Origin of the sequence: Nonomuraea sp. NPDC048901, from assembly GCF_040649695.1 — a bacterium.
Classification (GTDB): domain Bacteria; phylum Actinomycetota; class Actinomycetes; order Streptosporangiales; family Streptosporangiaceae; genus Nonomuraea.
The window spans coordinates 576,045-596,151 of the sequence record NZ_JBEZFW010000006.1 but is presented as its reverse complement, the minus strand read 5'-3'; the positions used below and the strand labels follow the sequence as shown (position 1 = coordinate 596,151).

The following is a 20,107-nucleotide window of genomic DNA, read 5'->3' as shown; positions in this document are numbered from 1 at the left end:
CTGATCCCGTCAGAGCTGATCCCGTCAGAGCTGATCCGGTCAGAGCTGCTCCGGTCAGAGCGCCAGACGGGCCGGGAATCCACCGGTCGCGATCGGACTCCAACGGTCGATATGGAGGCGGATGAGGGACTTGCCCTGCCGCTCCATGGCGGCCCGATAGTCATCCCAATCGGGGTGCTCGCCGGAGATGCACCTGTAGTAGTCCACCAGCGCGTCGAGCGCCTCGGGCATGTCCAGCACCTCGGCCCGTCCGTCGACCTGGACGTACGGGCCGTCCCAGTCGTCGGACAGCACGCAGATCGACGCCCGCTCGTCACGGCGGGCGTTGCGCGTCTTGGCCCGGTCGGGATAGGTCGACACCACGATCCGGCCGCCTTCGTCCACCCCGCAGGACACCGGCGAGAGCTGGGGCCGCCCGTCGGCACGGGTGGTCGACAGCAGGCCGTGATGCCTGGGACGGAGAAAATCGAGGAGTTCGGGCAGTTCGACACGGCGGGCGGTCGCGACCCTCGGAGCCATTTCTTCCCATACCTTTCCGCGCCCGGCCATCGGCGGCGGCCGGCGCCAAGACTCCGATCCTTTCACCTCCTCGGTTCAGACGACGGGTCGCGTTCCGTTGTGGCGCTCGGACGGCTCAGATAGGCGCCGACCGCGACGCAGACCGCCGCGAGAGACAGGACCAGCAGTCGCGCCGGCTGAGTCGGAGCCGCCTCCGGGGTTTCCGGCCCCCACTGAGAGAGATTGGGGAAGGAGTTGTAGTAGTAGCCGACCCCGTACAGCAGCCCGACGATCACCGAGAGCCGCGCGGCGGCCAGGAAGTACGATCGCGGACGCGCCGACAACGCGGCGATCAGCAGCATCACGAGCAGCGCGGGCTGGTAGGCGGCGGCCAGCTGGTTCCTGCCGGTGGTCAGGTGATACACGTCGACCAGGTCGTACGTCACGAGCAGGGTCGCGGCCAGCCCGAGCGCCATCGGGCCCCATGGCAGGCCCTGGCGCGCGTGACGGACAAGGTGGAGGACGGCCAGCACGACGAAGCCGCCGGCGAGGGCGACCGTGGCGATCCATATCGCGGTCTCCCCCGGACCACGCGTGATGGCTTCGGGGGCGGCGAGATGGGCGGTGATCGCGGCCAGAGCCAGGACGGCCACGACCCGGTCGAGGAATCTCCACCGGCCGGGGGCGGCGGATGTCGTCTCGAACAGCACGGCCGCGAGCACCAGGACGCCCGCGGCGGCCGCCACCCATCCGGCTACGGACTGCGGTCCCCGTGCCCAGGAGAAGACGGACAGCCCGCCGAGGTAGACGGCGGCGAGCCCGAACGTGGCGCCGACGGCCACATCGCGCTCAAGGCGGCCGGGCGGCAGCAGGCCGACCAGGACGGCGGCGGTCACCAGAAGCGCCAGCCAGATCGAGGCGATCGGCGTGGCGAGCGCGATCATCGGCGTGCTGACCAGCAACAGGGCCGCCAACAGCGCCAAGGCCCGCACGGGAATGAGCCACCTCGACGGCCCGGCCGCCGATGACACGGGCACGGACGGGGAGACCGTAATGGTCGCAGGCGTGGGTGTCGGTGTCGCGGGCGTCGGTGTCGGCGACGCGGGTGTCGCAGGCGCGGGCGTGGGTGGAGCGGGCTTTGGTGTCTTGGGTGCTGCCCCGACGGGCTCGGCGGGCCCACTGGCCCGTTTCGCGACCCGGGGAGCCGTGGCCTCGGCGCCCAGAGCCTTGGTGGCGGCCCCCGACACGAGTCGGCTGTCGTCGTCGGCCAGCGCCTCCAGGGCCAGCCGCGCCGCCAGGGCCAACCCTTCGTGCCTGCTGTGGCGCAGCCGTTCCAGTTCCCCGACCGCACCAGCCCTGATCTTGGCGATCGGGTGGTCGATCGCGTGCTGGAGTTCTTCCGGCAGTGACACCGGCCGGCTGACGGGCCGCGCTCTCCTGGCGATGTACATGTCGCCCTGCACGTCGAACGTCCACTTGCCCGGTGTCTGGCTGGCTGTGGTGCGCCGTACGGTGTCGTAGACGTGGTCGTACAGCTCGTCGATGGCGACATAGCCATCCGAGTCCCGGTCGGCCTCGCCGCTCTCCAGCCCTTCCACCAGGGCGCTGGTGAAGACGGAGGGCGACAGCTCCTGGGTGTCCGCCAGTTCGGTGCCGTCGAAGGCGTACTCCATGGCGTTGGACGCGGTGATCACCACGCGACCGCGCCCGCCGAACTGCTCCTCGACGTTGACGCCCAGTCCGGCGCGCGGCAGCGCCCCGCGCGCGAAGGCGCCCGCGTAGCAGCAGTCGAGCAGCAGGACGATGCGGCGCGACCGGCTGCGACTCATCCGCCGGTTGACGAACTCGGCCGGCACCGCGGTCGCCGCGAGCCGGTTGAGCTTGGTGGTGGGCGTGGCGAAGTACAGTTCGCCGGATTCGTCCTTGACGCCGTGACCCGAGAAGTGCAGCAGGAGGAGATCGTCGGGATCGCGGTCGGCGAAGAACTCCTCCACCGCCTCGTTGACGTCCTGCGTGGTCTCGTTGAGCATCGTCCGGACATCGAACCCGCCGATCCGGCGGTCTCCCAGCACGCGGGCCAATGCCTGGGCGTCCAGCGACGGGGCGCGCAGCCGCCGCAGCCCGGGATCGGCGTACTCGTCGCTCGCCACGATCAGCGCCATCCGAGTGCCGCTCAGCGGACGCTCGCCGCCGCGGGCGGCGCGCCGGCGCAGCCACTCGTCGGTGAGCCGCCGCTGCTCGCGGGACGGTACCCCGGTCAGTTCGAGCAGGTCGCCGTCGACACCGAGCTTGACCGAGCGGTTCTGATCGCGCTGCAGCCAGGCCGTCACCGCGTTCACGACCGCCGCGAGCAGGTCCATGCCCGCCAGCGAGATGACCAGGCCGCCCACGGCGAATGACAGGATCGCCCTGGCCCCCGGCGGCGGCTCTCCGGTCTCGGGTGCGACGTCCAGTACGTCGAGTTCGAGTAATTCGCCGCGCAACCCGGCCGTCAACCGCTCCAGCTCCTGCGCGTCCGCGCCGCCGTCGACCACGTGCACGGTCAGCCGCGTCACCTCATCGGCCATCCACTACCCCCCGCCCCGGAGCGTGTCGAGCGCATCATAAGCCCGGGGATAGACCCTCGAACAGCCCGGATATCGTGAGCGTATGGACATGATCGAAGCCCCACGGCTGGTCCTGCTGCCCCTGCGGGTCGAGCACGCGGACGAGATGGCCGTCGTGCTCGCCGATCCCGCCCTGCACGCCTTTATCGGCGGCGCGCCCGCGACCGCGCAGGAGTTGCGCAGCCGCTACGAGCGGCTGGTCGCCGGGCCGGTCGGCTGGCGCAACTGGGTGATCCAGCTGCGTGAGGACGGCGCTCTGGTGGGCTACGTGCAGGCCACGATCGACCGCCGCACGGCCGAGCTCGCCTGGGTGGTCGGCACCCCCTGGCAGGGCCGCGGCCTGGCCGGCGAGGCCACCAAGGCGCTGGTCGGCTGGATCGCGGGCCAGGAGATCGACACGATCGTCGCGCACATCCACCCCGACCACGCCGCCTCGGCCGCCGTCGCCGCCTCCGTCGGGCTGCGCCCCACCGACCAGTGGCAGGACGGCGAGGTGCGGTGGGAGGCGCCGGTATGAGAGTGGCGGTCCTGTCCGACACCCATGCCCCTCGGCATTGGAAGTCGTGTCCGGACCGGGTGGCCGCGCAGTTGCGTGGGGCCGACGCCATCCTGCACGCGGGCGATGTCTGCACGGGCGCGGTGCTGGCCGAGCTGGCGGCGTACGCGCCGGTTCACGCGGTGAAGGGCAACAACGACGGACCCGACGTGGACGCGCCCGAGACGCTGGAGCTCGAGCTCGCCGGGCTCCGGGTGGCGATGATCCACGACAGCGGTACGGCCAAGGGGCGGTGGGACCGCATGCGGCGGCGTTTCCCGGACGCCGAGCTGGTGGTGTTCGGGCACTCGCACATCCCGCTCGACCATCACGAGGACGGGCTGCGGATCTTCAACCCGGGCTCCCCTACCGACCGCCGCCGCCAGCCGCACGGAACGATCGGTCTGCTCGTGATCGAGGAGGGGCGCCTGGTGTCGACGGAGATCGTGCCCGTCACCTGATGGCGCCGCGTCGACGGACCGCCCCCGATATCAGTCGCTCAGGGCCTTGTTGATCACCGCGGTGTAGGCGTAGAACGCCTTGGTGCGGTTCGCCGGATTCTCGATCGAGCTACGGGTGAGATCGCCGTCGGCGAAGAACCGCTTCCGCTGGGCGCTGCTGATCTCCAGCTGAAGGCCCTTGCCCCGGCGGTTCTTGTTGGCGATGTTGTCCGGGCTCGACCCGTCGAGACCGTCCGGGATCTCCCGCGCGACCGTGAACCCGGCGGCGCGCAGCCCAGCGGTGACCCGCTCGACCAGCGCCGTGTCCCGGCCGCCGACGTACGTGCTCGCCTCGGTGCTGTCAGAGTAGCCGTGCCAGGAGACGGTACGGTCGACCCGGGACAGCAGCGTGAGCGCCCGCGGCTCGTCGAACCGGCTGGCCGTGATGTGCAGGGTGCCGTTGCCCGTGGGCTTAATGCCCTCGAACGCGTAGAAGGCGGCCTGGCTCGCTTGGGCGCTGTAATCCGCGAGCTGGGACGTGCCGGCCTCGATGCTCCCCCCGTGGATGGCGATGTGCGCCACCTTCGCGCCCTGGGGGAAGCGCTTGACGCGCCGGTAGTCGGTGCCCTCGGTCTCGTGCGCGGCGAGCTCGGCGTAGTTCGGGTACGTGTCGGCGAGGCGGTGCTGGGCGGCGACGGGAGCGCGGTGCTGGGCGGCGGCGGAAGCGGGCGCCGGAACGAGCGCGACACCGCTCGCGACGAGGGCGACCCCGGCGAGACCTCGTACCGTCGGGAGAACGCTTGCCATGGTCATGCCCCCAGCTTTGGAAACGGTTGATGGGTCCACGGTAATGGAGCCGATCCGATCGCGTGCGAGACTGCTGGCATGGCCCATTCGCATGACGCCCACGCGCATGACGCGGACGCGCTCTGTGACGTCGCCCATGGCGAGGCGGCAGCCGGTGCCGAAGGCCGCACCCTCGTCGCCGTGTTCGCCTCACCGGTCGCCGACTACCTGCTGCGTTACGGCGCCGACCTGGGATTCCGCGGGATCCTCTTCGAGCCCGACCCCGGCCGGGCCGCCGCACCGGAGGGGTTCGAGGTCGTCACCACGCCCCCGGCGGACCTGGACGGCACCGCGGACATCGTGCTCACCGACCACCACCGTCCCGAACTCGCGGCTGTGCTGCACGAGCTGCTCGCGCACAAGTGCCGGTGGATAGGGGTGATGGGCAGCCCGCGCCATCCGGCGCCCTATCTCCAGGCGCTGGCCGAGCTGGGCTCGCGGGAGGAGGACATCGCCCGGGTGCACCGGCCGATCGGGCTCAACATCGGCTCGCGCACGCCACCGGAGATCGCCGTCGCGACGCTGGCCGGTCTGCTCGCCGACCGCAACGGACGGCCGGGCGGCTTCATCTTCTGAAGCCGCCCGGCCACGGTGCCCGGTTCAGCAGGGGGTCTCGACGAAGTCCTTGTAGATCGAGCGGGAGCCCCATCTGGACTCGGCGCCCTCACAGTCCTCGTACATGGCGCCCACCACCGTGGTGTAGCTGGAGTCGGAGTAGTACGTGGTGACGCAGTGGTTGCCGAGCGCGCAGACTCGGGCGTACGCGGGAGCGCTGGTGAAGGTCGTGAGGGTGGCGAGGGCGAGGAGTACGGCCAGCAGTACGCGGCGAATCATGAAGATCCTTCCCGATCGAGGAAGTGGCACTGCCGTCGATGATCGATCACCGGGGGCCCGAGCTCAAGATGCGTGAGGATCTTGACTTCTACTGTCCTGAGCTCGGGTAGCCGACGGTCATGAAAAGGCGGCAGGCCTAGCCGAGGGTGGCGCGCAGGGCGGGCTGCAGGCGATCGGCGTGGGCTCGTACCATGTCGTCGCACAGCTCCCAGATCCGCTCCACGGGCAGGGCCGCGGCGGTCGCCGGGTCCGTCATGGCGGCGTGGCGGATGTGGCGTGGATCGTCCTCCAGCGCGGCCCGTACGACCAGGTCGTTCATGCTGAGGTAGGTACGGTTGAGTGCGGCCAGTTGCGGGGGCAGCTCGCCGACGCGGGTGGGCTGCACGCCCATCGCGTCGACCAGACAGGGCACCTCGACGGTCCCCCGGGCGGGGAGGTTGCTGATCAGGCCGTGGTTGGGCACGTTCCCGTAGATGGTCCTGGGCGTGCCCGTGGTGATGCTGTGGATGATCTGCGGGGCGTACTCCATGGTGCCGTCGACCGGTAGCGGCTCTCCGGCGGCCAGGGCGTCGCGGGTCCGCTCGTAGATGGCCACGTTCTCGTCGACGATGTCCAGGTAGGCGCCGATGGGCAGGCGCAGCCGCTCGATCTCGCTGTCGTGGCCCAGGTACCAGGGCACGTACTCGGAGGAGTGCTCGCTGGTCTCGGTCGGGTAGTAGCCCAGCCGCCGGTACATGTCGACGCGGACGCGGCGGCGCAGCTGCTCGTCCGCGGCGATCAGGGCGTCGAGGCGGGGGTACAGGTCAACGCCGTCGTGCTCGAACCGCAGCACCCACGCCTGGTGGTTGACGCCCGCGGCCCGGTAGGTCACCTGTTCGAACGGCACGCCCACCAGGTCGGACAGGTCGCGCATCGTCCAGTAGACCGAGTGGCACAGCCCCACCACGCGGGTGAGCCCGGTGGCCTCGGCCAGGTATTGGACGTTCATCGCCATCGGGTTGGTGTAGTTGAGCAGCCATGCCTCGGGGCAGACGGCGGCGATGTCCTCGCCCAGGGCCTTCAGCAGGGGGAACGTACGCAGCGCGCGGAAGATGCCGCCGACGCCGAGGGTGTCGCCGATGGTCTGGCGCACGCCGTACCGGGCGGGGATCTCGAAGTCGGTGCGGGTCGCCTCGCCCATGCCGACCTGGACGATGTTGATGACGAAGTCGGCGCCGGTGAGCGCTTCGCGCCGGTCGGCGTGCGCGGTGATCAGCGGGCTCGCCCCGCGCTCGGCGGCGATGTGCCGGGCGGCGGCGGTCGCGGTGCTCAGGCGCTCGTCGTCGATGTCGTGCAGGGCGATGCGGGCCTCCTTCAGCTCGGCGAACGCGAACAGGTCCGCCAGGAGGCCCTGGGTGAAGACGACGCTCCCGGCGCCGATGAATGCGATCTTCGGGGTGTTCATGTCGGCTGCTGATCCTTGCTGGGGACGTGTGCGACGGCCTCATCCCAGGTGGGCTGGGCCGGGGTGCCGCCTTGGGCACGGGTGGACAGGGCGCCGCAGACGGCGGCGAGGTCCAGGGCTCGGGCGGGGGGCAGTCCGGCCAGGGTCGCGGCGATGAAGCCGGCGTCGAAGCTGTCGCCCGCGCCGACCGCGTCCACGGGTGTGACAGTGATGCCGCGGGTGGTGACGAGCGTGCGCCCGTCGTGGCAGAGGGCGCCGTCCGCGCCGTTCTTGACCACCACCAGCGGACCCCGCGCGGCGAGCGCGGCGGCGGCCCCCTCCAAAGACCCGTCCATGGAGCGCGCGAGGTGACGTGCCTCGTGCGCGTTGGGGAGCAGGATGTCGGTCTCGGCGAGTACGGCGGCCAGCCCCGACGGATCCCACAACCCGGCGGGGTCGTCGTTGGTGTCGAGCGAGGTCGTGGCGCCGTGGCCCCGCGCGGTGCGCAACAGGCCGGGCAGCGCCTTCGCCAGCCCCGGCATGAGGAAGTAGGAGGCGGCGTGCACGTGCCGGGTGGTGGCCAGCAGCGACTCGGGCACGTCGTCTCCGCCGGTGGCGGTCAGGGTGCCGGGTGCGGTCAGGATCGCGCGGTCGCCGCCGTCGCGGGTGAGCACGACGGTGAGCGGGGTGGACAGCTTCGGATCCACGCGCAGCGCCTCGGTGTCGACCCCGCGCGCGTTCAGGGCGTCGCGGACGTAGCGGCCGGCGTCGTCTTCGCCGACACGCCCGGCGAACGCGACGCGCAGGCCCAGGCGCGCGGCTCCGCAGGCCATGATCGCCGCGGAGCCGCCGAGGGTGAGCGCGCCGGCGCCGACCAGTTGCTCGCGCTGCTCGAAGGCGAGCGGGGCGTCCAGGGGGCCGAGGACGACGTCGGGGTTGGCGTCGCCGATGACAAGCAGGTCGAACATGGACTTCCTGTAGCTGGAGATGGATTTCAGCCCTTGAGGCCGCTGGAGGTGATGGACCGGATGAAGGACTTCTGGGCGCCGACGAAGGCGAGCAGCACCGGCAGGACCGTGATGACGTTCCCGGCCATGACCGCCGCCCACTGCGTGTGGTGCCTGCCCTGGAAGGTGGCCAGGCCCAGTTGCAGGGTGTACTGGGTGTCGTGGTTGATGGCGATCAGCGGCCAGGTCAGATCGTTCCAGGTGGACAGGAACGTCAGGATCGCCACGGTGCTCAGCGCGGGCCGCGACAGCGGCAGCACGATGCGGAACAACACCCGCAGCCGCGAGCAGCCGTCCATCCAGGCGGCCTCCTCCAGCTCCCTGGGCAGCGAGAGGAAGAACTGCCGCAGCAGGAACACCGCGAACGGCGTGACCAGCGACGGCACGATCAGCGCGCCCAGCGTGTCGATGAGCCCGAAGCTCTTCATGACCAGGAACGTCGGGATCATCGTCAGCTGGAACGGGATGGCCATCGTGGCCAGCATCAGCACCAGCAGGACGCGGGAGCCGAAGAACCGCATGCGGGCGAAGGCGTAGCCGCCGAGCGCGCCGAACACCAGGTTGGACACGACCGCGACACCGGAGACGATGAGCGAGTTGACGAACCAGCGCGGGAACAGCGCGTTGTTGAGCACGTACCGGTAGCCGCCCAGGTTGATTCCTGACGGCCATAGCGCGGGCGGGAACCGGTTGATCTCGGCGTTGGTCATCACGGAGCTGATCAGCAGCCAGACCAGCGGGATCGCGAAGACCAGCGCGAGCGGCGCCAGCAGCAGGTGCCAGGGGCTGAAGGGCAGCCGCGCGCGGCCCGGGCGGCGCACGCCCGCGTGCGCGGCGCGGCGTTGGGTGGTGGCGGTCGCCGTCATCGGGTGGCTCCTTCGAGGCGCTGGCGCTCGCGGCTGCGGATCACGCGCAACCCGGCGGCGATCACGAACAGGGCCACGGCGAGGACGTATGCGGCGGCGGCTCCGTAACCGGCCGTGAAGTTCTTGAACGCCTGCTCCCAGATGAAGTAGACGATCACCGTGGTGGCGCCGAGCGGGCCGCCCTTGGTCGTCACGTACACCAGGTCGAAGACCTGCAGGGCGTTGATGGTCTGCCAGAGCACCAGGAACACGCTGACCGGCGTGAGCGTGGGCAGGGTGACGTGGCGCAACAGGTGCCACCGCCCGGCACCGTCCAGCCGCGCCGCCTCGATCAGCGGCTGCGGTACGTCCTGGAGGGCCGCGAGGTATACCACCACGCAGAACCCGAGGCCGCTCCACAGGCTGACGGCCACCAGGACGGGCAGGGCCTGGGCGGGGTCGGTGAAGAACCCCTGGGGAGAGACGCCGAGCCAGTGCAGCACCGAGTTGGCCGCCCCGAACTGCGGGTCCAGGATGAACGAGAACAGCGTCCCCTGTGCCGTGGCCGAGATGACGAACGGCACGACGAACAGCGTGCGGTAGAGGCCGACGAACCTGATCCGCCGGTTCAGCGCGAGGGCGAGGGCGAGTCCCAGCACGATGCTGAGCGGTACGTACAGGACCGTGTAGAGCAGCGTGTTGCGTACGGCCTGGCCGAAGTGCGGGTCCTTGGTCAGCGCGTAGTAGTTGTCCAGCCCCACCCAGCGGCTGGGCGTGACCAGGTCGTCGGCCTGGAAGGACAGCAGGAACGACCAGACCGTGGGCACGATGCTGAGCCCGAGGATGATCAGGACGGCGGGGGTGATGAACGTCCAGGCGGTCGCCGACTCCTGGCGGCGGGCCTGGCGCCGGGCCCGTTGCCGCAGCTCGTGGCCGGAGATGGTGATGGGGGTGGGCAGAGACGACATGCGAGGCTCCTCAACGCGGGATGAGCAGGGCGGCGTTGGCCTCTTCGGCACAGGTGCGCAGCGCTTCGGCGGGGGTGCTCCTGCCGAGCAGCACGGCGATGACGGCCTGCCCGAGCGCCTGGGAGATCTGCGGGTAGGCGGGGTGCGTGGGGCGTACCCGGGCCGTCTCCAGCGTCTTGACGAACACCGGCAGGCCCTCGGTCTCCGCCTCCGGCTTGCGCCAGGCGGGCAACTGCTGGGTGGAGCGGCTCAGCGGCAGGCTGCCCGCCTCCACGTCCCAGCGCACGTCCTGCGTGGGTTGCATGAGCCAGGTCAGGAAGGTACGGCTGGCCTTCACGCGCGCTTCACCGTTGTCGAACATGGTCCAGGTGTCGGGGCCCGAGATCGTGATCGGCCGCCCGCTGAAGGTGGGCAGGGGCACCACCTGATAGTCGATCTTGGCGGTCTGGATGTCGGGCAGCTGCCACGGGCCGGTGACCGACATCCCCATCAGGCCGGACAGGAACACCTGGTACATCTGCTCGCTGCCGGGCTTGGGGTCGATGTAGACGCTCTTGTCCTTGGCGAGCGACTCCACCACCTGTAGCGCCTGTACGCCCACGTCGGCGAACCCGATGCCGCGCCCGTCCTTGCCGATCACGTCGCCGCCCAGGTCCCAGATCAGCGGCCACAGCCGCCAGACCGTGTCCTCGTCGGCCGCGCCCGGCCAGCCCGTGCCGAACCGGCCGCGGCTCGCGTCGGTCAGCCGCTTGGCCGTCTCGATGAACTCCGGCCATTTCCAGCCCGGCTGGGGCAGCGGCACCCCGGCGTCGCGGAACACCTTCTTGTTGCAGACCACGGCCAGCGAGTCGAGCAGCGCGGGAGCCGCGCGTACCCGGCCGTTGATCGTGACGGCGGCCCGCGCCGGCGCCCAGAAGTCGTTCCACGGCGTGGGACCGGACTCGACCATGCTGGTCAGGTCCACCACCTGCGGGCTGCGTGCGACGTTCGCCAGGTCCGAGCCGAAGATATAGGCGATGTCAGGGTAGGAGCCGGACGCGAGCGCTGCGGTGATCTTCTGCAGCATCGCGTCGGCCAGCACTCCCCCGCCCATGTCCACCCGGATGTCGGGGTGGGCCCGCTCGAAGTCGGCCACCAGTCGCGCCATGGCCTCTTTGGCGGTGTCGGTCTGGCCGTGCCAGAGCTCGATCGTGACCCGCCCGTCGGCGCCGACACCGTCGCCGGCGCCGCTCGCGCACCCGGCCAGCGCCGTTCCCGCCACCGCCGAGAGCGCCAGGGCATATCCGCCGCGCAACACGTCCCGGCGGGAGGGCGGTGGGGCAACGCGCTCCATCTTTACCTCCAAAAACCGTGGGTCAGGAGACCGTTCAGCAGGTTTTGCGGACGTATCCGCTGGCGCCCTTGGGCGAGACGTCCACGTCGCGCTGGACGATGCTCAGCTTGGTGCCCCAGCCCGAGCACGCCTTCTTCAGGCCCGACGCGGTGTACTCGATCACGATCACGTTGTTGCCGAACGCCGCCGTGTAGTCGCCGCACTCGTCCCAGGTGCCGCACTCTTCGGCGACCGCGAAGTCGAGCCCGTTCGCGACGCGCGATCCGGCCAGTTCCGAGGTGTTCTTCTGGGCGATGGCCACGCCCTGGGCGTGGGCGTGGGTGCTGAGCAGCCGGATGTAGGCCTGGGCGTTCGAGGCCGTCAGCAGCTTCTTCGAGCGGGTGTAGCTGTCGTAGTTGTCGGGCTCGATGGCCTGGTAGCCCTTGGCCTTGCAGCCGTCGATCCAGCCGTTCACCTTCGCGGCGACCCGCTTGCGCTTGGCGTCGGTCCGCAGGTCCAGCAGCGCCTCGCCCCAGTCCTCGTCGATGACCACCTTGCCGTTGGCGTCACGCAGCAGCAGGTCGGAGTCCCAGTCGTCCTCCTCGCCCGGCTGGACCTGGAAGGCGTTGACGTAGCAGATGTTGTACAGCCCCGCGGCGGGCGCGGCGCCCCGGTCCCTGCTGACCACGGTGACCCCGGCCGGCGGCGTGTACGCGCCGCCGATCTGGTAGTCGAACCCGGCATGTACGGGGGGCAGGGTCACCGCGGCCGCCGAGGCGGTCGAGGGGACGGCGACCAAGGCGGCCGAAAGGGCCACGGCAGCGCCTAAGCATCTACGGGTGGGGCTCATCGTCGCGTCTCCAGACGATAGGGGGTACGTCCCCGCCTCGGACGCTGACAGCGATCCTGGCGACTTAGTCCGGGCTTGTGGCGGTGGCCACTTACCGGCTAGGCGTACCTCTGGGGCCGGTGCTCGATACCGGCGTTCCTCGGAGTAAATCGAGCACCAACGCTCCTGTCAAGAGTCCGGAGCTGCTCACTTCTGGCACATTCAGCGCAGCATTGCACAGGGGATACGTCACCGCAGTGCGGAGCAGCCTACCGGTGCGCGGAAGCCGGGGCGGGGCGATCAGTCCGCCCGTACATGCCGTCAAACCCACCCATCTGCTCGCCCGCACCCGCCGTCAGACCCGCCCGTTGCGGAGCAGAATGCCGAGCGCGCCGACGGTCGTGTAGCCGCGCCAGTCCAGGACGCCCGCCGGTGAGATCTTGGCGTAGTCGACGGTCCAGCCGCCGTCGTCCTTCTGCATCCCGGCCAGGCGGTAGAGGTCGGCCTCGATCACCTCCGGGGCGAACAGGGCCCGCACCGGACGGTCCGGGAACGGCGCGAAGTCCAGCGGGCGCAGCATCTCGTGCTCGGTGCCGCCTTCGACGCGCACCTGGCCGCCGGCCGGCAGGTACGCGCCCAGCCGCTCGAGCAGCCCGGCGGCCTCCGGGTGGGTGTCGTGCACGGCGTCCAGGAAGCGCAGCGCGAAGGCGAGTATGTACGCGGGCGGCTGCCGGTCGAGGGCGGCGATCGTGTCCAGGCAGTACCGGGTGGCCCGCTCCAGCCACGGATGTGCGGCCACGTCGGGCAGGTGGGCGGCGACGCGGTGCGCGACGGCCGCGGTGACGGAGGTGATCTGCAGCGAGGACACCGTACTGTCGGCGCCCGCCCACCAGGGGGCGTTGCCGGCGTTCGAGGTGCGGGGCAGCGCGAACGGCAGCCCGCCGTCGGGCAGCGAGACCGACTCCAGCCAGTCGCACAGCTCGCTCGCCCGCGGGCAGGCGGCCGGTGCGACGTCCTCGAACACCTCGAAGGCGTGCAGCGCGGCCCCCGGCTGACTCTCGGGCGAGCGCAGGTCGGGCTCCAGGCCCCAGCCGTAGCCGCCGTCCGGATTGCGGTAGCCGTCGAGCGCGGCCAGCACGGCGGCCGGATCGCGCTCGCCCATCAGAAGCTGGAAGCGACGGCGGTCCAGGACCCGTGCGTGGGTGGCCATGAAGTCGGCGGCCACGGAAAGATCGATGTTCATGCGTTCATCATGACCCGGTCACCGTGCCCCGGTCTTGAAGGAAACAGCCATGCTCACGCCTGGTCTAGCATGGGACAAAAGGGGCTATAGGTGCCCCTGTGTCTGTATGAGGGTGACCGTTGGGCCAGGAGCTTCTCTTCGACCACGCAGCATTGAGCGGCGCCGGGCGGCACATGAAGGACTCCGCTGCCCTGTTCCGGCGCCATGCCGACAACCTGCTCCTGTCCGTGGGCGGCAGCGGCGGGTCGGCGTTCGGCGGCACCCTTCTGGGCGCGGCCGTGGACCAGCTCAACGAGCTGCTCCACCAGGCGTGCGGGCAGACGCACCACAACCTGCACGCCACCGGCACGGGCATCGAGGTGATGGCCGACGACCTGCGCAAGGGCGTGGCCGCCGCGGAGGAGGCCGTCCGGGCGACGGGTTCGTGAGGCGGGCCTCATGCCGGTGACCCTCACGCCCGAGCTGGAGCCGGGGTTCCGGCTGCTCGGTGTGAAATGGCCGAAAGAGGACGAGGACGGCATCCGTACGTGCGCGACGGCGTACCGTACATGCGCCACCTCCCTGCAGCGCGAGGTGAGCCCCGCGGCGCACGGGGCCGTCGCGCGCGCCGGCACGAACAACGCCGGCGACCACATCAACGCGGTCAACGCCTATTGGGCCGACTACAGCGAGCCCGGCTCCGGTCACCTGGACAGCCTCGCGGCCTCGCTGCACGCCATGGCGGACGCCCATGACCTGCTCGCCCGGCTCATCGAGATGCTCAAGCTGCTGCTGAAGCTGCTCGCGATGTACGTGCTCATCGCCCTGACCTGGGCGCTGGCCTCGGCGGTGATCTCGGGCGGGCTCGCCGCGCTGCGGGCGCGGGCCACTGTCGGGATGCTGCGCACCTTCGCCAGGCAGGCCGTGGCCACCCTGCGCCGCAAGCTGGAGCGCTACTTCGGCCGGACGCTGATCCGGGCGCTGGAGACCCGCCTGCGCCGCCTGCTGGGCGCCAAGCCGCCCAAGTTCCCGGCCGTGGCCACGGCCTCGCGGCTCAAGAAGGCGCTGGGGCCCGCCGGAATGCTGGCGGCGTCCGGAGGCGCCCTGTTCCTGGACGAGGAACGGCCGGAGCGTCACCCGCACGACCCGCCGATTCCCCCCAAGGGCGCCCCGTTCACCGGGGAATACCGTATCGGCCCGCCCCAGGACCCTGGCATCCACTTCGACGATCCCTGGCCGTACGACCCCGACGCCAAGCCCACCGCTGAGGACTACGCGAACTGGTACAAGTGGCGGGGCCTCATGCACGGCGAGGAGGCGATGCCGGGCTGGGACGACGCCGCCGCCACGGTCAAGCACTATCTGGACGGTTCCGGCGCCGACTTCGAGGTTGACTACCAGAAGGCGTACGACGAGGACGAGAGCGTCCGCCAGTCGGTCGACGCGGCGGTCCGCCAGGCGCAGGAGCAGGCCGAGCGGCTCTACCGGGAGAGCGGCAAATCGGAGTTCCAGATGACCGGCCAGCCGCTCAAGGCCAAGACCGAGACGGACAACTGGAACGGCGCCCTGGGCAGCCACTCGATCTGGGGCAGCGGGAACGTCCGGATCGACGGGAACCAGGCGACGATGGAGATCACCGTCCACGCCCACGACCGGTACAACTTCAACAAGTACGACGACAACGGCGCCAAGACCGGGTGGATCAACCAGGAGAACGGTCGTTTCGAGGAGCTCGGCTGGGCCAGGTCGTACACCACGCGCGGGCAGCTGACCCGCACCGTGACGTGGACCATCCCCTCCCATTGACGGTCGCAACCATTCTTAGGAAACTTTCCTAAACGATTCTCGCCGACCCAGGAGCCCTGTATGAACGCGAGAAAATGGTCCGCCTCGGCCGCGACGCTCACCCTCACCATCGGGCTGGAGCTCGGCCTGGGACCCAGCGCCTTCGCCGCCCCCACCGGCTGCAGCTACCAGCTCAACACCGCGGAGCGGTGGGCCTCCAGCTACTGCACCTCGGGCACCGGTGAGCACCGGATCCACGTCCTGCAGCGGCACTTCCTGCCGGAGGTCGGGCTCATCCCCATCGAGGGCCCGTGGGCGCCCGCCGGAGCCACCTCGTACACCGGCATCAGCCCGCACACGACGATCAGCGTGTGGATCGACACCCGCGGCTGAGACCGTGAAGGGGGCGTGCCCCGAAAGGCACGCCCCCGCCGGTCACGGTCCGTACGCCTTGACCTCCAGGAGGCCGACGGAGCTGGTGCCGTTGCCGGTCATCAGCACCCGCAGGCGGGTGGTGTTCGTCGCGGTGAAGTTGACGGTGTTGTACTGGTTCTTGGCCAGCCCGTACGCGCTCGCGCCGGGCACGTCGACATAGGCGCTGCCGTTCCAGTACTGGAGCTTCCAGGACGCGGGCATGTCGATGCCCTCGTCATCGTCGAAGAAGTACACCTCCGCCTTGTTCAGGTTCTGGGCCGAGGACCAGGTCAGGTCCACCCACTGCTGCCCGGTCTCCGGCCAGCAGCCCCAGCGCGGGTTCACGGTGTCGTTGGAGGAGGGCGGGTCGATCCCGTCGTTGACGGCGGCGACGCTCTCCCAGGAGGAGGTGTTCGACGCCGACGGGGTCGCCGAGGCGGCCAGGTTGCCGCTCGGCGGCTGCTGGGTGCCGCCGCGGTTGAACATCTTGATCTCGGTGAGCCCGGTCTTGGCCCCCGAGGCGTTGGTGGCCAGCACCCGTACCCGCTGGGCGCTGATCGCCGGGAACTGCACCACGTTGTAGTTCGCCCGCGGCGCCGACGGGCTCTTGGCCTGGCTGGGCACGCTGACCCAGGTGCTGCCGTTGTAGTACTGGATGTCGTACGAGGCGGGTGCCCGGTAGGTGGCGCTGGCCGGGCGGCTGTCCTTGAAGTAGAGCCGGACCTCGTTGAGCGTGCGGGCGGCCCCGAAGTTCACCTCGTACCAGTCCTGACTGGCGCCCGTGCCGCCCCAGAACGGCTCGTTGATCGGGAAGCCGTCGACCGCGCCCGCGGCGCTGCTGCCCGACGCGGTGGAGGAGGTCGAGACGCTCGCCCCCTGAGCCAGGTTGGTCAGGTTGGCGGTCAGGTCGACCCCGGCCTTGGCCAGCAGGTCCACCATCCGGGCGCTGCTCTGCGTCACCTGCGCGGGCGCCTGCAGCCCGGGCGAGGACACGTGGTAGGTGACCGTGCCGCTCGTGGTGACGTCACCGGTGGCGGGGTCCCAGGTGAACGGCACCAGCGAGTTGACCGTGGCGACCCTGCTGCCGTTGATGAAGATCGAGTAGCCCTCGGGCACGCCCGGATAACGGACCACGCCGTCCGCCGGGTCGTCCCAGACGATGGTCAGGTCGGCGTTGCGGTAGCGCAGGTTGTTGACGGTGAAGTTGGGCCAGCCGATGTTGATCGGCGAGAGCTCCACCTTCGCGTCGTTGCGCGGGCGCAGCCCGGCCACGTCCTCGATCACGGTCCAGTTGCTGCTGCCCAGGATGTTGTGGTGGATCCAGGAGCGGTAGGTGATCGAGGAGCCGTTCCAGTCGGCCCAGAACTCGTTGGCGTCGGGGTACTGGGTGTTGCCGTTGATGTACTGGGCCCAGGCGTTCCAGTACAGCAGCTTCTTGTACCAGGTGGCGTCGATCCACGAGTTGGAGTAGTTCCGCAGCACCGAGGAGAGCAGGCGGAACTGCACGGTGGAGTTGATCGTGGAGAAGTTGTTGCTACCGGTGCCCGAGGCCGCCTTGTCGGCCTGGTTGGCCGTGTAGAAGGGGAAGATCGGATACTGCGCCGGATCGTCGAACAGGCGCAGCGCCTGCTTGTACGTCGCGGTGTTGGGGATGGCGCCGACGGCGAACGGGTAGTAGTTGTTGATCTCCTTCCACGGCACCCACTCGTTGGTGGACTTCAGCCGGTGCTCGAACAGCTGCCGGTTGGGGTTCCACAGCACGTTGACGATGGCGTTCTGGATCTGCGTGGCGAGCGTGCGCATCTCGGTGGCCTTGGCGGTGTTGCCGACCGCCTCGTACGCCTGCGCGGCGGCCAGCGCGCCACTGTACTGGTAGGCCGACTCGGCGCGGTCCATGTTGCCGGGCTTCCAGTGGAAGGAGACGGCGTCGGCATCGTTGCCGGTCAGGGCGCCCCAGTCGTACTCGATGAGCTTGTTGTTGTCGTGGTCGTAGTACGACAGCTGGCCCTTGACGTCCCCCTCGGCGTAGCGCGCCAGGTTGGCGGCGATCGCCGGCTGGCCGCCGTGGATCTGGTAGCTCTTCCACGCCGCCTCGGCGATGTACTGGGTGTAGCTGTTGGACCAGTTCTCGGGATCGCCCGGATTGTCGAGGAAGCGGCCGTTCTTGGAGATCTGCCCGACGCTCAGCCAGTCGCCGTAGGAGTAGATCGGGTTGCGCAGGTACTTCAGGTCGTCGATGTGCATGGGCTGGGTGAGCGCGATGGCGTTGTTGTAGCCCAGCACGCCTTCGGTCGAGGTGGGGAACTGGAACGTCTGCCCGGGAATGTCGGCGTCGAGGTTGTTGAAGCGCATCAGCCACCAGCGGTAGTAGATGTTCTTCTTGATGGCCGGCTCGGGCACGTCGATGTAGGGCACGTTCTGCGCCCACCACAGGTTGTAGGCCCGTACGTGGGTGGCGAAGGCGGTGGCGTTGGTGTATCCCGCGTAGGCGTCGTACTCGGTCCGCGACTCGGGGATCTCGTTGGTGACGAAGCCCATGACCACCTTGGCGGTCACGGTCCCTCCGGCCGGGATCGTCACGGACCTGTTCAGGCCGCCGCTGGAGACGGTGAAGCCGTCACCCGTCAGCCGGGGATAGATCGTGGTGAGGTTGTTGTAGGCGTTGACCTGCCCGGTCAGCTCGCTGCCGCTCCCCGAGGTGGCGTACGGGGAGGTGGCCCGCAGCTGCAGCGTGGTCGAGCTGGAGCCGCCGTTCGTGATCGACAGGTTCGTCACGGCGACGTTGTTGTTGGTGATGAACTTCGTCTGGTTCACCGTGATGGAGCCGCTGGTGTGCACGCTCTTCCAGTAGCTCGGCGCCTGCCAGCGGGAGTTGACCTGCTCGGTGAAGGTGCCCGGCGTGATGGCCACGGTGTAGGCGTCGTTGTTGCTGATGCTCTCCCAGTACGCCACCTGGCCGGCGAAGCCGAGCGTGCCCGGTGTGTGGGTCTTCATGAACAGGGCGCGTCCGCGGGACATCAGCCAGGTTCCGGCCGGGTCGTTGCCGGGGCGGGCCAGCAGCCGGTCCATCCAGAAGTCCGTGCCCGAGCTCTCCGCGTCGTAGATGGCCTGCATCATGTTGCCGGTCGTGTACGAACCGGGCGCGGCCGGGATCGACGGGCCGTTGAAGGTGGGGTATCCGATGGTCTGGGCAGCCTGCGCGGGAGCGCCTAAGACGAGTGATCCCGCGATGAGCAGGAGGGCCGTGATGATTCTTCTCATGCAGAGTGATCCGATCCGATCGAACGCTTGGGGGTGTGATCGAACCTAGCGCTTGGTTGTGGTAGCGCTAACAATCCTTTCTGTCGAATCGGTGAAATAAAAGGTTTTCGGCAACGTAAACCGATATAAGGGCCCTGTCAATCGGCGTGGCAGCCTGCCTTGGCGAGCGTTGCGAAAAGGTTTTCGGCTGTTTTCGGCTTTCGGCAGGTCGTCAGGCCAGGCGAGCGAGCTGCTCGGCCGTCACCCGGCCGCGCATCGGGCGTCCCCGCATGAAGTGTTCAAGGTCGGTGATCGCGTACTCGCCGAGCCGCCGCAACTCACGCCCCTGCGCGCCCGCCACGTGCGGGGTGACGAGCACGTTGGGCAGGCCGAAGAGGGGATGGCCCGGAGGCAGCGGCTCGGGTTCGGTCACGTCGAGCACGGCCGAGACGCGACCGGACGCGCACGCCCTGGTGAGCGCCTCGGTGTCGATCAGCGAGCCACGGGCGGTGTTGATCACGACGGCCCGGTCCGGCAGGAGCCCGAGGCGGCGCTCGTCCAGCAGATGCCGGGTCTCGGCGAGGGCCGGAGCGTGCACGGTGACCAGGTCACTGCGCCGGCACAGCTCGTCCACGTCCACCAGCTCGGCCCCCATTTCGGCCGCCTCCTCCGGTGAGACGTAGGGGTCGGACAGCAGGATGTCGACCTCGAAGTCGCGCAGCCGCCGCAGCACGTGCCGGCCCACCCGGGAGGCCCCGATCACGCCCACGGTGCAGTCGTACAGGCCGGTGCCCGCGCCCTGCTGCCAGGCGGACCGGTCGGCGCCGGCCGCGTAGTGACCGGCCCGTTCGAAGACCCGTTTCGCGCCGAGCACCAGCATGGCGATGGTGTACTCGGCGACGGGCACGGCGTTCGCCTCCGCGGCGGACGACACGAGGATCCCCCGCTCGAACACGACGGGATCGACGATCGCCTTGACGGAGCCGGCGGCGTGGACGACGGCCCGCAGGCCGGGCGCCGCCTTCAGCACCTCGGCGTCGATCCGCGGGCAGCCCCATCCGGTCAGCAGGAACTCCGCCCCGGCCAGGGCCCGCGCCGCCGCCTCTCCCTCGAACGAGGTGAACGTCACCGTCGCGTCGACCTCCACCGACTGCCGCAACCGTTCGATGAGGTCGGCGGGGAAGACGTCGTGGAAGGCCCAGGGCGCGATGGCGAAGACCGCGACGGGTGACCGTGACATCAGGCAGGCTCCTCAGGTGGGTGAACGGTTACGCGGGGTGCCACTTCACGTGCGGTCTCGGTG

The 20,107-nt window shown here is 69.8% G+C and carries 19 protein-coding genes; 6 read left to right on the top strand and 13 right to left on the bottom strand.

The window, feature by feature from the left end; translation table 11 throughout:
- Positions 1-54: 54 nt before the first annotated feature.
- Entirely contained in the window at positions 55-519 is a 465-nt protein-coding gene (locus tag AB0C30_RS24025) for a PPOX class F420-dependent oxidoreductase (protein WP_357947820.1), read from the bottom strand.
- 62 nt (positions 520-581) lie between these two features.
- On the bottom strand, positions 582-3,065 hold the full coding sequence (locus AB0C30_RS24020) for a caspase family protein (protein WP_357947817.1): 2,484 nt from the start codon (positions 3,063-3,065) through the stop codon (positions 582-584).
- Positions 3,066-3,147: 82 nt separating this feature from the next.
- On the opposite strand from AB0C30_RS24020, the gene AB0C30_RS24015 reads away from it, so the two are divergent.
- Both AB0C30_RS24015 and AB0C30_RS24010 read left to right on the top strand, forming a co-directional pair.
- On the top strand, positions 3,148-3,621 hold the full coding sequence (locus tag AB0C30_RS24015) for a GNAT family N-acetyltransferase (RefSeq protein ID WP_357947815.1): 474 nt from the start codon (positions 3,148-3,150) through the stop codon (positions 3,619-3,621).
- Positions 3,618-4,100, top strand: coding sequence for a metallophosphoesterase family protein (locus AB0C30_RS24010; protein WP_357947813.1), 483 nt, complete (start codon positions 3,618-3,620; stop codon positions 4,098-4,100). The genes AB0C30_RS24015 and AB0C30_RS24010 overlap by 4 nt, the downstream gene beginning before the upstream one ends.
- 30 nt (positions 4,101-4,130) lie before the next feature.
- Here AB0C30_RS24010 and AB0C30_RS24005 read toward each other — a convergent pair whose 3' ends face one another.
- Positions 4,131-4,892 carry a poly-gamma-glutamate hydrolase family protein gene (locus AB0C30_RS24005; protein WP_357947811.1) on the bottom strand — a complete coding sequence of 254 codons (762 nt, stop codon included), beginning with the start codon at positions 4,890-4,892 and terminating at the stop codon, positions 4,131-4,133.
- A 72-nt stretch (positions 4,893-4,964) separates the two neighbouring features.
- Here AB0C30_RS24005 and AB0C30_RS24000 point away from each other — a divergent pair, with 72 nt between their 5' ends.
- Positions 4,965-5,501 carry an XdhC family protein gene (locus tag AB0C30_RS24000; protein ID WP_357947808.1) on the top strand — a complete coding sequence of 179 codons (537 nt, stop codon included), beginning with the start codon at positions 4,965-4,967 and terminating at the stop codon, positions 5,499-5,501.
- A 24-nt stretch (positions 5,502-5,525) separates the two neighbouring features.
- Here the strand turns inward: AB0C30_RS24000 and AB0C30_RS23995 are convergent, their stop codons facing one another.
- The 8 genes from AB0C30_RS23995 to AB0C30_RS23960 all read right to left on the bottom strand — a co-directional run bounded on the left by AB0C30_RS23995 (position 5,526) and on the right by AB0C30_RS23960 (position 13,386).
- Complete coding sequence (locus AB0C30_RS23995; RefSeq protein WP_357947806.1) at positions 5,526-5,759, bottom strand: DUF6289 family protein; 234 nt, start codon at positions 5,757-5,759, stop codon at positions 5,526-5,528.
- A gap of 136 nt (positions 5,760-5,895) precedes the next feature.
- A complete protein-coding gene (locus AB0C30_RS23990; RefSeq protein ID WP_357947803.1) occupies positions 5,896-7,203 on the bottom strand; it encodes an alpha-glucosidase/alpha-galactosidase in 1,308 nt (435 codons plus the stop codon).
- Positions 7,200-8,150 carry a carbohydrate kinase family protein gene (locus tag AB0C30_RS23985; protein ID WP_357947800.1) on the bottom strand — a complete coding sequence of 317 codons (951 nt, stop codon included), beginning with the start codon at positions 8,148-8,150 and terminating at the stop codon, positions 7,200-7,202. The genes AB0C30_RS23990 and AB0C30_RS23985 overlap by 4 nt, the downstream gene beginning before the upstream one ends.
- 26 nt (positions 8,151-8,176) lie before the next feature.
- Positions 8,177-9,055 carry a carbohydrate ABC transporter permease gene (locus tag AB0C30_RS23980; protein WP_357947797.1) on the bottom strand — a complete coding sequence of 293 codons (879 nt, stop codon included), beginning with the start codon at positions 9,053-9,055 and terminating at the stop codon, positions 8,177-8,179.
- Complete coding sequence (locus AB0C30_RS23975; protein WP_357947795.1) at positions 9,052-10,002, bottom strand: sugar ABC transporter permease; 951 nt, start codon at positions 10,000-10,002, stop codon at positions 9,052-9,054. The genes AB0C30_RS23980 and AB0C30_RS23975 overlap by 4 nt, the downstream gene beginning before the upstream one ends.
- Before the next feature lie 10 nt (positions 10,003-10,012).
- Positions 10,013-11,335 (bottom strand): ABC transporter substrate-binding protein, encoded by a 1,323-nt coding sequence (locus AB0C30_RS23970; protein WP_357947792.1) that lies wholly within the window; start codon positions 11,333-11,335, stop codon positions 10,013-10,015.
- A 34-nt stretch (positions 11,336-11,369) separates the two neighbouring features.
- Positions 11,370-12,131, bottom strand: coding sequence for an endo alpha-1,4 polygalactosaminidase (locus AB0C30_RS23965; protein WP_357947789.1), 762 nt, complete (start codon positions 12,129-12,131; stop codon positions 11,370-11,372).
- 367 nt (positions 12,132-12,498) lie between these two features.
- Positions 12,499-13,386: a hypothetical protein gene (locus AB0C30_RS23960; RefSeq protein ID WP_357947786.1), complete on the bottom strand. Its 888-nt coding sequence runs from the start codon at positions 13,384-13,386 to the stop codon at positions 12,499-12,501.
- A 119-nt stretch (positions 13,387-13,505) separates the two neighbouring features.
- On the opposite strand from AB0C30_RS23960, the gene AB0C30_RS23955 reads away from it, so the two are divergent.
- The 3 genes from AB0C30_RS23955 to AB0C30_RS23945 are packed head-to-tail and all read left to right on the top strand — an operon-like array spanning position 13,506 to position 15,543.
- Positions 13,506-13,814: a hypothetical protein gene (locus AB0C30_RS23955; protein ID WP_357947783.1), complete on the top strand. Its 309-nt coding sequence runs from the start codon at positions 13,506-13,508 to the stop codon at positions 13,812-13,814.
- A gap of 10 nt (positions 13,815-13,824) precedes the next feature.
- Positions 13,825-15,171: a hypothetical protein gene (locus AB0C30_RS23950; protein ID WP_357947781.1), complete on the top strand. Its 1,347-nt coding sequence runs from the start codon at positions 13,825-13,827 to the stop codon at positions 15,169-15,171.
- 60 nt (positions 15,172-15,231) lie between these two features.
- Positions 15,232-15,543 carry a hypothetical protein gene (locus AB0C30_RS23945; RefSeq protein ID WP_357947780.1) on the top strand — a complete coding sequence of 104 codons (312 nt, stop codon included), beginning with the start codon at positions 15,232-15,234 and terminating at the stop codon, positions 15,541-15,543.
- A 42-nt stretch (positions 15,544-15,585) separates the two neighbouring features.
- On the opposite strand, the gene AB0C30_RS23940 is transcribed toward AB0C30_RS23945, so the two are convergent.
- Positions 15,586-18,825, bottom strand: a complete 3,240-nt coding sequence (locus AB0C30_RS23940; protein WP_357947778.1) for a discoidin domain-containing protein — start codon at positions 18,823-18,825, stop codon at positions 15,586-15,588.
- Between the two features lie 211 nt (positions 18,826-19,036).
- Positions 19,037-20,044: a hydroxyacid dehydrogenase gene (locus tag AB0C30_RS23935; RefSeq protein ID WP_357947775.1), complete on the bottom strand. Its 1,008-nt coding sequence runs from the start codon at positions 20,042-20,044 to the stop codon at positions 19,037-19,039.
- Positions 20,045-20,107: the final 63 nt, after the last annotated feature.

What these genes read in the sequence shown, in the direction of transcription:
- AB0C30_RS23945 (WP_357947780.1), top strand. Translation starts at nt 15,232, where the DNA reads ATGAACGCGAGAAAATGGTCCGCCTCGGCCGCGACGCTCACCCTCACC.
- AB0C30_RS24020 (WP_357947817.1), bottom strand. Translation starts at nt 3,065, where the DNA reads ATGGCCGATGAGGTGACGCGGCTGACCGTGCACGTGGTCGACGGCGGC.
- AB0C30_RS23940 (WP_357947778.1), bottom strand. Translation starts at nt 18,825, where the DNA reads ATGAGAAGAATCATCACGGCCCTCCTGCTCATCGCGGGATCACTCGTC.
- AB0C30_RS24005 (WP_357947811.1), bottom strand. Translation starts at nt 4,892, where the DNA reads ATGACCATGGCAAGCGTTCTCCCGACGGTACGAGGTCTCGCCGGGGTC.
- AB0C30_RS23935 (WP_357947775.1), bottom strand. Translation starts at nt 20,044, where the DNA reads ATGTCACGGTCACCCGTCGCGGTCTTCGCCATCGCGCCCTGGGCCTTC.
- AB0C30_RS24000 (WP_357947808.1), top strand. Translation starts at nt 4,965, where the DNA reads ATGGCCCATTCGCATGACGCCCACGCGCATGACGCGGACGCGCTCTGT.
- AB0C30_RS23970 (WP_357947792.1), bottom strand. Translation starts at nt 11,335, where the DNA reads ATGGAGCGCGTTGCCCCACCGCCCTCCCGCCGGGACGTGTTGCGCGGC.
- AB0C30_RS23985 (WP_357947800.1), bottom strand. Translation starts at nt 8,150, where the DNA reads ATGTTCGACCTGCTTGTCATCGGCGACGCCAACCCCGACGTCGTCCTC.
- AB0C30_RS24025 (WP_357947820.1), bottom strand. Translation starts at nt 519, where the DNA reads ATGGCTCCGAGGGTCGCGACCGCCCGCCGTGTCGAACTGCCCGAACTC.
- AB0C30_RS23950 (WP_357947781.1), top strand. Translation starts at nt 13,825, where the DNA reads ATGCCGGTGACCCTCACGCCCGAGCTGGAGCCGGGGTTCCGGCTGCTC.
- AB0C30_RS23980 (WP_357947797.1), bottom strand. Translation starts at nt 9,055, where the DNA reads ATGACGGCGACCGCCACCACCCAACGCCGCGCCGCGCACGCGGGCGTG.
- AB0C30_RS23960 (WP_357947786.1), bottom strand. Translation starts at nt 13,386, where the DNA reads ATGAACATCGATCTTTCCGTGGCCGCCGACTTCATGGCCACCCACGCA.
- AB0C30_RS23990 (WP_357947803.1), bottom strand. Translation starts at nt 7,203, where the DNA reads ATGAACACCCCGAAGATCGCATTCATCGGCGCCGGGAGCGTCGTCTTC.
- AB0C30_RS23995 (WP_357947806.1), bottom strand. Translation starts at nt 5,759, where the DNA reads ATGATTCGCCGCGTACTGCTGGCCGTACTCCTCGCCCTCGCCACCCTC.
- AB0C30_RS24015 (WP_357947815.1), top strand. Translation starts at nt 3,148, where the DNA reads ATGGACATGATCGAAGCCCCACGGCTGGTCCTGCTGCCCCTGCGGGTC.
- AB0C30_RS24010 (WP_357947813.1), top strand. Translation starts at nt 3,618, where the DNA reads ATGAGAGTGGCGGTCCTGTCCGACACCCATGCCCCTCGGCATTGGAAG.
- AB0C30_RS23975 (WP_357947795.1), bottom strand. Translation starts at nt 10,002, where the DNA reads ATGTCGTCTCTGCCCACCCCCATCACCATCTCCGGCCACGAGCTGCGG.